This is a genomic window from Photorhabdus aegyptia, assembly GCF_000612035.1.
GTDB lineage: Bacteria > Pseudomonadota > Gammaproteobacteria > Enterobacterales > Enterobacteriaceae > Photorhabdus > Photorhabdus akhurstii.
On the sequence record NZ_JFGV01000022.1, the window covers coordinates 1 to 14,867 of the forward strand.

Annotated in this window: 12 protein-coding genes and 1 pseudogene; 10 read left to right on the plus strand and 3 right to left on the minus strand. The window is 43.3% G+C overall.

What is annotated here, in order from left to right:
- Positions 1-195: 195 nt before the first annotated feature.
- Positions 196-329, plus strand: a pseudogene (locus BA1DRAFT_RS23760) (integrase); the annotation flags it as partial.
- A 211-nt stretch (positions 330-540) separates the two neighbouring features.
- On the opposite strand, the gene BA1DRAFT_RS08835 reads toward BA1DRAFT_RS23760, so the two are convergent.
- Both BA1DRAFT_RS08835 and BA1DRAFT_RS08840 read right to left on the minus strand, forming a co-directional pair.
- Positions 541-1,080, minus strand: a complete 540-nt coding sequence (locus BA1DRAFT_RS08835) for a GTPase (protein WP_036778069.1) — start codon at positions 1,078-1,080, stop codon at positions 541-543.
- 453 nt (positions 1,081-1,533) lie between these two features.
- Positions 1,534-2,406 (minus strand): phosphorothioated DNA-binding restriction endonuclease, encoded by an 873-nt coding sequence (locus BA1DRAFT_RS08840; protein ID WP_036778070.1) that lies wholly within the window; start codon positions 2,404-2,406, stop codon positions 1,534-1,536.
- A 616-nt stretch (positions 2,407-3,022) separates the two neighbouring features.
- On the opposite strand from BA1DRAFT_RS08840, the gene BA1DRAFT_RS08845 reads away from it, so the two are divergent.
- The 9 genes from BA1DRAFT_RS08845 (at position 3,023) to crtB (ending at position 14,099) form a co-directional block, all read left to right on the plus strand.
- A complete protein-coding gene (locus tag BA1DRAFT_RS08845; RefSeq protein WP_036778072.1) occupies positions 3,023-4,132 on the plus strand; it encodes an S-(hydroxymethyl)glutathione dehydrogenase/class III alcohol dehydrogenase in 1,110 nt (369 codons plus the stop codon).
- 120 nt (positions 4,133-4,252) lie between these two features.
- Positions 4,253-5,101 (plus strand): S-formylglutathione hydrolase, encoded by an 849-nt coding sequence (gene fghA / locus BA1DRAFT_RS08850; protein ID WP_036778073.1) that lies wholly within the window; start codon positions 4,253-4,255, stop codon positions 5,099-5,101.
- A gap of 907 nt (positions 5,102-6,008) precedes the next feature.
- Positions 6,009-6,338, plus strand: a complete 330-nt coding sequence (locus tag BA1DRAFT_RS08855) for a hypothetical protein (RefSeq protein WP_036778075.1) — start codon at positions 6,009-6,011, stop codon at positions 6,336-6,338.
- 483 nt (positions 6,339-6,821) lie between these two features.
- A complete protein-coding gene (locus tag BA1DRAFT_RS08860; protein WP_036778076.1) occupies positions 6,822-8,363 on the plus strand; it encodes a carotenoid oxygenase family protein in 1,542 nt (513 codons plus the stop codon).
- 93 nt (positions 8,364-8,456) lie between these two features.
- A complete protein-coding gene (locus tag BA1DRAFT_RS08865; RefSeq protein ID WP_036778078.1) occupies positions 8,457-9,359 on the plus strand; it encodes a polyprenyl synthetase family protein in 903 nt (300 codons plus the stop codon).
- A 22-nt stretch (positions 9,360-9,381) separates the two neighbouring features.
- The gene (gene fni, locus BA1DRAFT_RS08870; RefSeq protein WP_036778154.1) at positions 9,382-10,413 is read left to right on the plus strand and encodes a type 2 isopentenyl-diphosphate Delta-isomerase; all 1,032 of its coding nucleotides are present in this window, start codon (positions 9,382-9,384) and stop codon (positions 10,411-10,413) included.
- 113 nt (positions 10,414-10,526) lie between these two features.
- On the plus strand, positions 10,527-11,702 hold the full coding sequence (crtY, locus tag BA1DRAFT_RS08875; protein ID WP_036778079.1) for a lycopene beta-cyclase CrtY: 1,176 nt from the start codon (positions 10,527-10,529) through the stop codon (positions 11,700-11,702).
- Complete coding sequence (locus BA1DRAFT_RS08880; RefSeq protein WP_036778080.1) at positions 11,695-13,176, plus strand: phytoene desaturase; 1,482 nt, start codon at positions 11,695-11,697, stop codon at positions 13,174-13,176. Before crtY ends, BA1DRAFT_RS08880 begins: the two co-directional genes overlap by 8 nt.
- Positions 13,173-14,099 carry a 15-cis-phytoene synthase CrtB gene (crtB, locus tag BA1DRAFT_RS08885; protein WP_036778081.1) on the plus strand — a complete coding sequence of 309 codons (927 nt, stop codon included), beginning with the start codon at positions 13,173-13,175 and terminating at the stop codon, positions 14,097-14,099. The genes BA1DRAFT_RS08880 and crtB overlap by 4 nt, the downstream gene beginning before the upstream one ends.
- Before the next feature lie 223 nt (positions 14,100-14,322).
- Here the strand turns inward: crtB and BA1DRAFT_RS08890 are convergent, their stop codons facing one another.
- Entirely contained in the window at positions 14,323-14,859 is a 537-nt protein-coding gene (locus BA1DRAFT_RS08890; protein WP_036778082.1) for a single-stranded DNA-binding protein, read from the minus strand.
- Positions 14,860-14,867 lie beyond the last annotated feature (8 nt).

The window sequence follows — 14,867 nt, forward strand, 5'->3', positions numbered from 1 at the left end:
AACGCCAATCCGGTGATCCCCTGATCGACCTGTTGCCGTGGAACGTGAACATCAGCGATATAATGTGAACTGCACGGTTTAATTGAGCGCTTACGTTTGAAATACTCAGCGGACAGACTTTCTACATACAACTAATTAGACTATCCTCGTTCTCCAGAAGTCGAGTAAGGTCCGCTGAAATCTATATTATGTAGCAAACTAACAGGCCACAGCTTTCGCCATACCATGAGCATCATTATCCATAAGCAGGGTTACAATACAGCTTGGATTGAAAGCCAACTTACCCCATTGATAAGAACTCTATCCGTGGTGCCACAACCATGAATCATGAGTAATATCTGGATAATACAGCAAGCCAGATATTTTTCCTTTTTTCGATTTGACAACCTCTTTTATATGGTGGACACATATATGAGTTTATCCAAGGATAACCAAAACTCTAATAAAGAGTGGGTAATGAACTACTCTGAATAAGAAAGAATCAAATACAAGATGTAGTTCTATGATTATTTTTATACAAATTACTGCTGTTTCCCTTTCTCATCGATTTAAATAATGAGAAAACTCCCATTCTTTATATTGCTGATTAATTTCTTTCACTGACATGAGTTTTATCTTGGGAATTGATAAGCTTTCGTAAATTTCAGTATGACGTTTTCTGCTTTTGGGTACAGCAAAAATAATGTGATGTATCATCTCCCATTTTATACGTTCTTTAGCTCCGAGAAGAGCACCATGTCGGTGACTTTGGAGTAAAGTCCTATTCATATATCGAGACAAGCTTAGCAAAGTAGGAATATCTAATAAAATTAATCCGGTAGCCCGGGAAAGACGCTGAGGAAGCGCTTTTTTATAGTTTCCATCTATAACCCATTTGTCTTCATTTATTACTTTATCGTGTAATGTAATAAATTCATCATAAGGGCGCGGTTGCCAATCTGAATCAGCCAAATGAAAAAGTTGGTCCAAATGAGTGGCTTTCAGATTGAGTTTTTCCGAAATTGCATTAGCCAGTGTGGATTTCCCGCTATTTGATGGTCCTATGATACATATTCTGCTACCAAGATCTGAGAGTTTCATTGCGGCTCCATTTATAAATATACCCTCTTGTCAGCTACATAAGAATGACCAGAGCTAGTAATTCGAAAGGGCGGAGATTTTATCAACTATTTCTGTCGAAAGAAAATCCGGGTGGTCTCAACTTTGGGATCAGGCTTCTTGTCTGTAAGCGAGTAAAGTCATTAGGACATCACCAAACCGATAAACTAAACGAGTATAAATCAGATATCCAAGCACATTGGTTACCTCTGTAGAGCTAAAGCCCTCCGTTTCCGCCACACGATAAATATCATTTCTATATGAGCAGGGATTTAATACGGTTTAGATTGATGTTGCAGTGGTATGGAGTTATTCAGATAGGTTGAAAAAGGGAGAGAGAAATAATGTGAGAGATTTGGAGAAAAGCACATGATATAACCATCTAAACATCAAAATGTCTAGATGGTTGATATCTGCAACACAAATCAACTTTATTTATGTCTTAAATACCTGAGTCTGGTGCCATTCAATAAATCTATCTGCTGGATAATACTGACGATTACGCGGCAGATAAAGGCTTTCGCCATCTCTGGCCCAGAACAATTGCTCAACAACCGGACTACGATTGACTCCATCAGAGATCTTAATCTTCAGATTCTCGTCTATGCCGATTGCACCTCTATCAAAAGCGGAATGATGAAGTGTGCAAAGTGCCAAACCATTCTCCACTAGGCAAGGGCCACCGAACTGTTTCCATTTGATGTGGGCGGCTTCCAGACCGACCAGCGAGCCATCCAGACGTAAATCATAGCCACAAACGGCGCAGCGGTAGTGATAAGCGCGTAAAACCATACCACGAAAACGTGGATCACGGCTATTTAGCCCCTTGTTAATATCAAAACCTAGTCGCTCAGCCAGGCTTACCTGAACGCTTTCCGGGAAATGTTCATTGAGGATCTGTTGTGCCAGTTCATCAGCAAGTGAAGGCTGACGGCGCAGTAGTTGGAAACTGGCTGAATCAAAACCTCCGGCAACCTGATACTCAATCAGTTCTTGTTTTGGTGGCTCTTTGCTTCTCGGACGTGGTGTGCAATGTTCTGCATTTTCCAGTTCCCAGAAGCCATCTCCCCGTAAACGCCAGAAAGGCATTGAAGGATAGTGTTTTTTGCGACTGGGGCCAAAATCAGTGAGTAATTGTAATAGTGGTTGATGAATTTCATCACCGTAATTAAACAGTTGCCCATGCCCTTTTTTGTACTCAGACAACACATACAATAGCAATAATGGCTTATGTGGTGCGCGTTGATCGCCTTTACGCCAGACGGTGAGTTTTGATATCGCTGTTTGCAGTGCTGCGGGTGAAGTCATAACTATTAGCTAAACTGGTGAATGAACTGCGATCATGCTCGCAAAAGTGAATGAGTTCAATACATAGTTGATGCTGAGTATTGAACAGTCTGTTCAGATAGGAAAAGAAAAGACCAAAATAGGTCAATTATTTATGAGGACCTTTTTTATAAATCAATCACATTTCACATCTTATCCCTTCAATTACAGCACACCTGATAAAACTAGAAATTTAACTTTGTGAAAACCCTGGATTCTCCTTAGTCTAGTAAACACCTCTAGCTTATTTAGTGAATAACTCCCAAGAATTTCATTATCTAGCCGATACTTTGCCAGCCAGTAGAACTATGTTGGATATTATGGAACTCGCAATGAATAGTGCAAGGTTAGGTTATTTCCCCGCAACCCGCCTTTTCCTGAAAGAACATATATGCCCATCACGAATCACTGTTTTCCACTTATCTCAAGTAAGCTATTTTAAAAACACGTATTAATGCTAAAATTTTTGTACCATTTCTACAGATGCGAAATCATACTCTTAACAAACTATTACAAAGATATCTTCGCTGATAATCCGATTGACTTTATTAATCTGTATTCGCAAACGCATAGCACTGTCTATTCAGAAGGAGAGCTTATGAAATCAAGAGCTGCTGTTGCATTCGGACCAGGCCGTCCCCTTGAAGTCGTTGAAATCGATGTAGCCCCGCCCCAAGCCGGTGAAGTGCTGGTCAAAATCAGTCATACCGGTGTATGTCATACGGATGCCTTCACCCTGTCAGGGGATGATCCGGAGGGCGCTTTTCCTGTCATACTCGGGCATGAAGGCGCCGGCGTAGTCGTTGAGGTTGGTGAAGGCGTCACCAGCGTTAAACCCGGTGATCACGTTATCCCTCTTTATACCGCAGAATGCGGAGAATGCCTGTTCTGCAAATCAGGAAAAACCAATCTGTGTGTGTCCGTGCGAGCAACTCAAGGAAAAGGCGTAATGCCGGACGGCACAACCCGTTTTTCCTACAAAGGGCAGCCTATTTATCATTATATGGGATGCTCCACATTCAGCGAATACACAGTCGTAGCCGAAGTATCACTGGCAAAAATCAACCCGGAAGCAAATCATGAAGAAGTGTGCCTGCTAGGCTGCGGTGTCACTACCGGCATCGGTGCAGTGCATAATACCGCTAAAGTACAGCCCGGTGATTCCGTTGCCGTCTTTGGGCTCGGCGGCATTGGCCTTGCCGTAATTCAAGGCGCTCGTCAGGCAAAAGCTGGCAGGATCATTGCCATCGATACAAATCCAGCAAAATTTGAGCTGGCAAGACAGTTCGGTGCAACCGACTGCCTGAACCCAAATGATTACGACAAACCTATTCAGCAAGTCATTATTGAAATGACAGAATGGGGAGTAGATCATACTTTTGAGTGTATTGGTAATGTCAATGTGATGCGTGCCGCACTCGAAAGCGCACATCGTGGTTGGGGGCAATCAGTGGTTATTGGTGTGGCCGGTGCAGGGCAGGAAATATCAACCCGACCATTCCAACTAGTCACCGGTCGTTCATGGCGAGGCACCGCCTTTGGTGGTGTAAAAGGCCGCAGTCAGTTGCCTAAAATGGTGGAAGAGGCAATGAAAGGTGAAATTGAGTTAAAACCTTTTGTGACTCACACCTTGCCGCTCGAACGTATCAATGAAGCATTCGATCTAATGCATGAGGGAAAATCCATTCGTACAGTTATCCATTACTAAGCTGTTCTAAGGGAGTTAAAGACCATGCTGTAATAAGCGGTTTTTAACAAAACAGGAAACGATAGCCTCAGGTTCACCGTCAAATGAGTGAACCTGTAGATTTTACAGAGAGGAAAAAGAATGGAGAGGATTGAACGCCACGCTTATTTTGGAGGATGGCAGGATGTTTATCAGCATGAATCGACCATGCTTGGCTGTACCATGAATTTTGCAGTCTACCTTCCTCCTCAGGCTGAACATCAGAAATTACCGGTGTTGTATTGGCTCTCGGGATTAACATGTAATGAGCAGAATTTCATCACTAAAGCAGGAGCTCAACGCTACGCTGCCGAACAGGGTATTATTCTCGTTGCCCCAGATACTAGCCCTCGCGGTGAGAAAGTTGCAGATGATGACGCCTATGATTTAGGTCAGGGAGCCGGTTTTTACCTCAACGCAACACAAGAACCTTGGGCTCCGCACTATCGCATGTATGATTATGTGGTGTCAGAGCTACCCGTACTGATCGAAGCACACTTGCCGGTGACAACCGCTCGGGCCATTAGTGGCCATTCGATGGGTGGTCATGGCGCACTGATAATCGCGCTACGCAATCCAGATCGTTACCACAGCGTATCGGCCTTTTCACCGATTGTCGCTCCTTCTCAAGTTCCTTGGGGAGAAAAAGCTTTTCGCGCTTATCTGGGAGAAGATCGTGACACATGGAAAACCTATGATGCAGTCGAGCTGCTGGCTAATAACGCCGAGCCATTGCATATGTTAATTGATATCGGTACCGATGACCCATTTCTTGAAGAGCAATTGCGCCCCGAGCTGTTGAAGGATGTATGCGAAAGCACTAAGCATCCCTACACACTGAACCTGCGCACCGGTTATGATCATAGCTACTATTTCGTCGCCAGTTTTATTGGTGAGCATATCGCATATCATGCCAACGTATTGAAGGAGGTTTGTACTGATAATCAATAAATTACATACGAATCCATTAATATTTTTACGATAAAGGATGACTAAACCAATACACTGTTGTGTCATTTAGTCGATTCGATACAAACTCAGACAAAAAGCCCTAGGTTAACAAGGTAGTAAAGACATTTTTTACCCTATTTACCTTGGGTCAATCCTGTAGAGTAGGCCGCTGGTTTGAAGTGCGTTCTCCAGCGGCATCCCACCAAATCCTGCAACAATTTTATGAAGAGTTACTTGAATAGCTTAATAAGGGAAGAAGATATTAGGAACAAACTTTTTATCGGTGACAAAATGGAAAATAAGATTAGTTATGAATAAACTGAATAATCTCCCACATCAGACATTAAGATACTAAACACCTAATGAATTATTTTTAAATTAAAAAATTATCTTATAATTTTAGATAAAATCATTTTCGCTTATTATGCAAATGTACAGACTTTAATTAAATGTTAAGAAATAAATGATTGTCATAAACCAATTAGATAATCGACTGAGAAAAAATCAGGATGTAAAACATCTAATAAGTTATTAAAGAAATACGAAATTATTTACTCACAGTGTGATTATTTCTCAGTTACTATGATAAACCGCCAAACATTATAAATTGAAATCATTACCAATTAAAACAATAAAATTGTCATTATATAAAATAAATACCTCATTGTATTATAAAGAAAAGATAGGGACTAGATTAAATATCTAACGAAAGGAAATTATTTATTATTGATACTTATCAAGATAATTTTTGTTTTTTCATAGAAAATATATGATAATTATTTGTCCTAGTGGTTTTAATGTGTTATTTATTTCACTCACTAAGATTTACTTTCATTTAACACATCTTAAACGGCTTATGTAGTTGAATAGCTAAATGTTATTAATTTTTTCTCAAAAGGAGACTGTAATGACATTACAAGAAATTGGCAAGATGAGTCTTAAAAATTCAGGTGGATTTGTTGCCAGAATCCAATTTAGTTATATGGATGGCGACGGTGAAAAGCATTTAAGTAAACAAGGTAATAATATTACTCTTGGATTAACAGATACTGTTGACCCTGGAGATCTTGGAGTTCCTGATGGCTCAATAGTTTTTATGCATGTATTTGTAGTATGGGGAAATGATAATGAAGCCCGTAAAGCTTTTTTATACAAAAAAGGAAGCCAAGCGCTTGCCAGCTACGATATCAGTGGTACGACATTAAGCAATGATCTTGGTTTGATCGATATTTCGTAATACATATATACCCAATGGATTTCAAGATGCATCGCGACGGCAAGGGAGCGAATCCCCGGGAGCATAGATAACTATGTGACCGGGGTGAGCGAGTGCAGCCAACAAAGAAGCAACTTGAAAGATGACGGGTATAAACCTTCCATTTTTAAACTGCCCCCTATGTACGGATTGATGTCCAACATTTGGGGGACAGTTCATGCTTGCACTCTCTCACATTCCAAGCCTGAGTACACATTTATCTGGCGTTGCTCCTAATGTTTCAGTCCCCCTTCTACATGTACGCCATCACATCAAGGGTGTGTTACTGTTTATAGTTATAGAAAAATTCTTCTTCGTGATTTCAGTTACAAAAATCCCTTTGGGAAAAAATAGTTCTGTTCATCTTCAATACAGTACTGTTATTTTAGTATAGTTATATCTTCTTATAGAGCTCCGGTATTAAATCATTACCTATTATTTGGTTGGAAATATAGAGGTGAAGACTTGAGCGACTTTGTATTCTCGAAAAACCATATTAACCCCTTTCAATCTCAGTTGGAGGAACTTGATTCAAAATTAGTTCCTATTGAGGGAGAGGTTCCTTCAGAGTTAAAAGGTACTTTCTTTAGAATTGGTCCCGGTCGCCTGCATAGGGGAGACGAATATTATAATCATCCATTTGATGGGGATGGGATGATATTTAAAGTAACGTTCAGTGATAATGGAATATTCTATAGAAACAGACATGTGTTAACAAAGGAATACTTAAAAGAGGAAGCAGCTCAAAGGTTACTGTATCGCTCGATTGGAACCGTCCCCAGAAAACTAAAACTCAGGATGAGATTTTTTATTATTAAAAATCCAGCAAATACAAATATTGTGTATCACTCTCATAAACTTCTGGCGTTATGGGAAGGAGGAATGCCACATTTAATTAATCCGGTAACTCTTGAGACAATTTCAAAATATGACTTTTCTGGAAAGCTAAAAGCACGATTTTCTTTCCTTCCCAAACTTAACCTTCGTGAAGTACCATTTACAGCACATCCTAAAAAAATACCAAATGATGATAATTTATATGGATTTGGTGTGACATATGGTATTGGGTCTAAGTTGACGCTATACAAAATAGACAGTGCCGGAGATATGACGGTTATACGCAACATTCCGCTTAGAAAAAGGTATTTAATTCATGATTTCATAGTGACAAAAAATTACTTTTTATTTTTTTTAGGTGGGCCGCATATAAATCTTAAGTTGAGGAATATAATTGGCAATGAAAGCATCCTTGCATCCATGAATGCACGTGAAAGTGAAGATGGCCGGGTTCTTTTAGTTTCAAGAGAATGCCATGATGCGAAATTCTATGATGCAGTTCCTGGATTTATTTTTCATTTCGCAAATGGCTATGAAGATGCCGATGGGAATGTGATTTTCGACGCCTCATTTTGGCGGTCGTTCCCAGTATTTACACAGAATATATTTAAAAATAATAGTTCAGAACTTTGTCGTTTTACTTTATGCACTGCATCCGGGAATGTTGATAAAGAAATTTTATTCAAGGGGAATACTGATTTCCCAGCCATAAACCCGACAGTCTGTGGTAGACAGCACAGATATGCCTGGTTCGTTTGTTGGGGGGATTCTGAAAGTGAAGGGAGATCAATAATTAAATTTGATTGTTTTGATAAGAGTGTATTAAGCCACAGTTTTGATAATGATTTGCCGGAAGAACCTGTTTTTGTAGCCAAACCGGGTGCTGTTAAAGAAGATGATGGTTGGCTTATTTTTAAGGTTTATGTCGAAAAATTGCACTGTACAGATGTCGTAGTTTTAAATGCTGATGATCTCTCAATGGCGTGCAGATTACGTTTGCCGCACCATATTCCAATGGGAATGCATCACTGCTGGATAAATGAAGTTATGCTATACCCAATGGATTTCAAGATGGATCGCGACGGCAAGGGAGCGAATCCCCGGGAGCATAGCAAACTATGTGACCGGGGTGAGCGAGTGCAGCCAACAAAGAAGCAACTTGAAAGATGACGGGTATATAAGCCTGAAAACTATTGTAATATAAGCTTATCATTGTTTTTCAAATGGCTTAGTGAAATTATTTACGTGATTCGGGAAATATTTATGAACGTCAGTACTGCACGAGCTATGAATTACGAAGAGACATTAATGGAGCTACAGAGTGCGCTACAACAGCACCTAGAACGGGTACTTCCTTCTGGAGCACCAGATGATAAAGTCTGCGCGGCCATGCGAGAAAGCACACTGGCGCCTGGAAAACGTATCCGCCCCCTCTTATTGCTACTCATAGTCCTGGATCTTGGAGAAAACCCCTGGAAGACTGACTTTCTACAGTTGGCATCTGCAATTGAAATAGTGCATGCAGCCTCATTAATTTTAGACGATCTTCCCTGTATGGATAATGCTGAGTATCGGCGCGGACGCCCGGCTATTCATCGGCAGTATGGTGAAAGTGTAGCGATCCTAGCGGCTGTAGCCTTGCTGAGCCGGGCTTTTGGTCTCATTGTAGAAACAAACCTTTCTGAACACGATAAATCCGCTGCTGTCGCCATACTTTCCCATGCAGTTGGTTTAAACGGTCTTGTCCAAGGGCAGTTTCGCGATCTGAACAATACATTATGTGCTGGTAATTATCATGCCATTGCTACCACCAACGATTTAAAAACGGGTTTGCTTTTCGACACAACATTTCAGTTAGCGGCAATTGCTGTGAATGCGCCTGATATAACTCGCCAGGCATTGCGTCATGTATCACAACATCTGGGGCAGGCGTTTCAATTACTGGATGACTTGAGCGATGACCTGAATAATACAGGGAAAGATATGTATCAGGATAAGGAAAAGTTAACAATGGTTACGCTACTTGGAAAATCTAAAGTGCATAAACACTTACGCAAGCACATCAGATATATTGATAAATATTTGGCGATAGTGTATCGCAGAAATTTAGCTTCACGATATTTTATACGACACTGGTTTGATAAAAATATTGCGATGTTTAATTAATTTCAACCTTGGCCCGAAAAAAATGAAAAAGATCGATCACACTCAGCGTAAGAATGAGCATCTGGATATTATATTCCGTCCTCCTCAAACTGAGCCTCAAGTAAGTACGGGGTTTGCTGAGTGGCGATTTCAGCATTGTGCTCTGCCAGAATTGGATCTGGACAGTATAGATCTTAAGTGTTCCCTCTTTGGAAAAATTTTACAGGCTCCACTGCTCATAAGCTCTATGACTGGAGGGGTTCATCGTGCTCATGCGATTAATCATCATCTTGCAGAGGCAGCTCAAGTATTGGGAATTTCAATGGGGGTCGGGTCGCAACGTGTTGCTCTTGAAAATGAAGCAAACGATGGGCTTAATCGCTCACTACGCCAGATAGCTCCTGATATTCTCCTTTTCGCTAATCTCGGGGCAGCCCAAATTCGTGGCGAGCGCGGGTTTAATTATGCTCTACGAGCAGTACAGATGATTGAAGCCGATGCTCTAATTATCCATCTGAATCCGCTACAGGAGGCGCTGCAACAGGAAGGAGACCGTAACTGGCGCCATATTCTATATGCTATTGAACAACTCGTAACAAAACTTGGGGTTCCTATAATTGTTAAAGAAGTAGGTTCAGGTTTATCGCTTCCTGTCGCACGCCAATTGGCAGAAGCTGGAGTCAGTATGCTGGATGTAGCCGGGGCTGGGGGAACCAGTTGGGCAGCGATTGAAGCAGAACGAGCATCCACACCGTATCACCGCGCATTAGCTATGGCATTTGCTGACTGGGGAATTCCGACCGCGACAGCACTGCGTGAAATACACGAGGCACTCCCAAATATGCCGTTGATCGCCTCTGGCGGTATCAGAAATGGTGTTGATGCTGCCAAAGCTTATTGCATGGGGGCACAATTGGTCGGCCAAGCCGCTGCCGTCATACATAGTGCTGCTCTCTCCACTGATGCAGTTATAGAACATTTCCAATTAATTATTGAGCAGATAAAAGTCGCCTGCTTTTGCACAGGAAGCGCCGATATTGCTGCGCTGCGTACAGCTGTTTTGCTACCAGCATGAGTTTTTCAGCTATGACTGAATATCTTTAATCTCTTTCAACAAACACGAATTTCCGTGATGGATGTGACTCTTGATGAGGTTAATAACTTTGTGATTGTCGGAGGATCAACAAAATGATGTACGACTGGGATCTGATTTTGGTGGGAGGAGGATTGGCCAACGGACTGATCGCAATGCGTTTCCAGCAGTGTAAACCCCATTTGCGAGTGTTGCTTATTGAAAGCACAGAAACAATAGGAGGCAATCACACGTGGTCATTTCATCAACATGATCTTACTGAGGCGGAACATAGGTGGATAGCACCGCTGATCACCTATCACTGGTCAGGTTACGACGTCATTTTTCCAGCATTTCAACGCACATTGCCACATTCATATTTCAGTATCACATCCCAACACTTTGCAAACATACTCCATGCGTATTTGGGCGAGCGTATACAGACTCGTGTATTGGTACAGGAGCTAACTCCACAGAAAGTCTACTTACAGGACGGCACATCTCTAAGTGCCGGCGCAGTCATTGACGGGAGAGGCTGGCGACCAGGACCATTTATGGGGAGTGGCGCCCAGGCATTTTTTGGTCAGGAATGGGAGCTGGAAGAGTCGCACTCTTTAACCCACCCGATTTTAATGGATACCAGTGTGGGGCAGGACACTGGTTATCGATTTATCTATGTCCTGCCGTTCTCCTCAACTCGTCTGCTGATAGAGGATACTCATTACGTTGATCGGAGGCCACCTGACAAAGCCTTGTCGCAAGCAACTATTGCAGAGTACGCGAAGAAGCATGGCTGGAAACTGGGTAAACTCATTCGAGAAGAGAGCGGTTGTCTTCCAATTACACTTACGGGAGATTTTACCTCTTTCTGGGCACAACTAGCAGGACAGCCCACCTGTGGGTTGCGTGCAGCTTTGTTTCACCCCACAACAGGCTACTCTCTGCCACACGCCATTCGGTTGGCAGATCGTATTGTTGCTCTGCCGGAGCTTACCGATACCTCCTTATTCATTACCCTCAGGGATTACGCACGACAGCAGTGGCAACATCAGCGCTTTTTCCGTCTTCTAAATCGCATGCTCTTCCTAGCTGGAGCTCCACAACAACGTTGGCAAGTAATGCAACGTTTCTATCAACTTTCCCCAGATCTGATTGCACGTTTCTATGCGGAGCAACTTAACTCCGTCGATAAGGCCCGGATTCTCATAGGTAAACCACCAGTGCCGATAAAGGGCGCCTTAAAGGCAATGTTTAAACAACACAAGAAGCTTCAGGGTTTTTATTATGATTAAAGCGCTGGTAATTGGTGCGGGTTTTGGTGGGCTGGCACTAGCAATAAGGCTCCAGTCTGCGGGAATTCCGACATGTATTTTGGAGCAACGGGATAAACCAGGTGGACGCGCTTATGTTTATAAGGAACAGGGGTTCACCTTTGATGCCGGCCCCACTGTAATTACCGCTCCCAATGTCATTGAAGAATTGTTTACACAGGCTGGTAAACGTATGGCTGATTACGTCGATTTACTTCCCGTGCGCCCTTTTTATCGGCTCTGTTGGGAGTCGGGTAAGATGTTTGATTACGATAATGATCAGCAACATCTGGAAGCACAAATCCATACATTTAATCCAAAAGATGTTAACGGGTATCGACGCTTTCTGGACTATTCCCGGGAAGCCTTTGATGAAGGCTATCTGAAACTTGGAACGGTGCCCTTCCTCTCTTTTCGCGACATGTTGAGTTCGGCTCCACAGTTGCTACGTCTACACGCATGGCGTAGTGTTTATAGTCAGGTGACGCGCTTTATCAAGGATGAGAACCTGCGCCAGGCATTTTCATTTCACTCGCTACTGATAGGAGGCAACCCCTTTGCTGTATCTTCTATCTATACTTTGATCCACGCGCTGGAACGAGAATGGGGAGTCTGGTTTCCGCGCGGAGGAACCAGCGCCCTAGTTGAGGCAATGGTGAAATTGTTTACTGACATTGGTGGAGAAATTGAGCTTAACGCAAAGGTAAAACGCTTCACCACCCATGACAATCGGGTCACAGGTGTCCAATTAACTGATGGACGAAATATGACATGTGACGTTGTGGCCTCAAATGCCGATGTTATTCATACCTATAAGCACCTGTTGGGTCAGCATCCGGTCGGAATAGCCCGCGCCCGAACACTGGTGCGTAAACGAATGAGCAACTCACTGTTCGTGCTTTATTTCGGTCTGAACCATCACCACTCGCAATTAGCCCATCATACAGTTTGCTTTGGTCCACGCTATAAGGAACTCATCGAAGATATTTTTTATCATGGCCGACTGGCGGAGGATTTTTCACTCTATCTCCATGCCCCTTCTGTTACTGACCCATCCCTTGCTCCCCGAGGATGCGCAAGTTACTACGTTCTGGCCCCTGTACCACATTTGGGGACAGCTAATTTAAACTGGGATATAGAGGGGCCACGCTTACGTGACCGTATTTTCGCGTATCTGGAAAAGTACTATATGCCCGGTCTGCTCAAGCAGTTAGTCGTTCATCGTATTTTTACCCCATTTGATTTTCGTGACCAACTCAATGCCCATCTCGGTTCGGCCTTCTCCTTTGAACCGTTGCTGACACAAAGCGCTTGGTTCCGACCACACAATCGGGACAGCCGCATTGATAATCTGTACCTCGTCGGCGCAGGCACGCATCCTGGAGCAGGTATTCCCGGCGTGATTGGATCAGCAAAAGCCACAGCCACATTGATGTTAGAGGATATCGCTAGATGAATCCCGCGCTACTTAAACACGTTACTCAGATAATGGAGCAAGGTTCAAAAAGTTTTGCCAGTGTCACCCGACTTTTCGATACAGCAACACGACACAGCACAATGATGCTGTACGCCTGGTGCCGTTATTGTGATGATATAATAGACGGGCAAGAGCTGGGGAGACAAATAAGCAGTGTTGATAAGCATAGCGCCCGCGAGAAACTTCAAATGCTGCAATACCTGACGAAGCAGGCTTATGACGGTTTACCGATGACCGAACCTGCTTTTGCAGCCTTTCAGATAGTAGCTCTGAGTCATGAAATCCCTCAGCAACAAGCCTTCGAACATCTGGAAGGATTCGCAATGGATGTACTCTGTGAGCCTTACAGAACGTTGGATGATACTCTGAGATATTGCTACCATGTCGCGGGAGTAGTTGGGCTGATGATGGCAAGGGTTATGGGGATTCACGAGACGAGTGTGCTGGATCGGGCCTGCGATCTAGGAATTGCTTTTCAGTTAACTAACATTGCTCGGGACATTATTGAGGATGCGAAGGCCGGTCGTTGCTATCTTCCGCTAGAATGGCTTTCCCAGGAAGGGCTAATGCCAGACACACTTATTTATACCGAAAACCGTCCTGCGCTAGCTCGGGTAGCATCCCGGTTGATTGTAGAAGCGGAGTCTTATTATACCTCCGCTCTGACAGGGCTTGTTAGTTTACCTTTGCGTTCAGCCTGGGTCATAGCTTCTGCTCATGGTATCTATCGTGAAATCGGCATTAAAGTGCAACAAGCAGGAGTACGGGCCTGGGAATGCAGACAAAGAACTAATCGTAGAGAGAAGATTACCTTATTAATGGCCGGCGCAATGCAGGCGCTTATGTCTCGGGTGGCGACAACAACGCCTCGCGATCCCAAATTGTGGCAGCGACCTCATTAAAAATTAACTTCACTTTGTGGTAAAAGAATCTGTTTATGTAAAACAAGAGTGGCTGGCGCAAAGTAAATTATTTCCCCCGCAACCAGCCTTTTCCTGACATGCTACACTCCCTCTTTCGAAGTGCAAACCCATTACTGAGTAAGGATTAATCAGGCTCTCAATAGGCTATGATTATCATAAGGAAATATGATAATCATTTGTTTTATAAAGAAAAATATCGAAATCAGAACGGAATATCATCATCAAAATCCATTGGTGGCTCATTGCTTTGTGGAGCGGAAGGTTGAGCTGGACGCGCAGGAGCGCCGCCACCGCTGAACTGCTGAGATTGTTGCTGTGGTTGTGGCTGCTGCGGCTGTCCCCAACCACCGCCTTGTGATTGTTGGCTATCCTGGAAACTACCACCACCAGCACGACCACCCAACATTTGCATGGTCCCCCCCATGTTTACCACTACTTCCGTGGTGTAACGCTCTTGACCGTTCTGATCCTGCCATTTGCGGGTTTGCAGAGAACCTTCAATATAAACCTGTGAACCTTTACGCAGGTATTCACCCGCGACTTCCGCCAGTTTGCCAAACAAAACAACCCGGTGCCATTCAGTCTTCTCTTTCATCTCGCCGGTCTGTTTATCGCGCCAGCTTTCAGAAGTCGCCAGAGTAATGTTAGTCACTGCACCGCCGTTTGGCATATAGCGGACTTCCGGGTCTTGCCCCAGGTTACCGATTAAAATAACTTTGTTTATGCCTCTGCTGGCCATTGGGAATA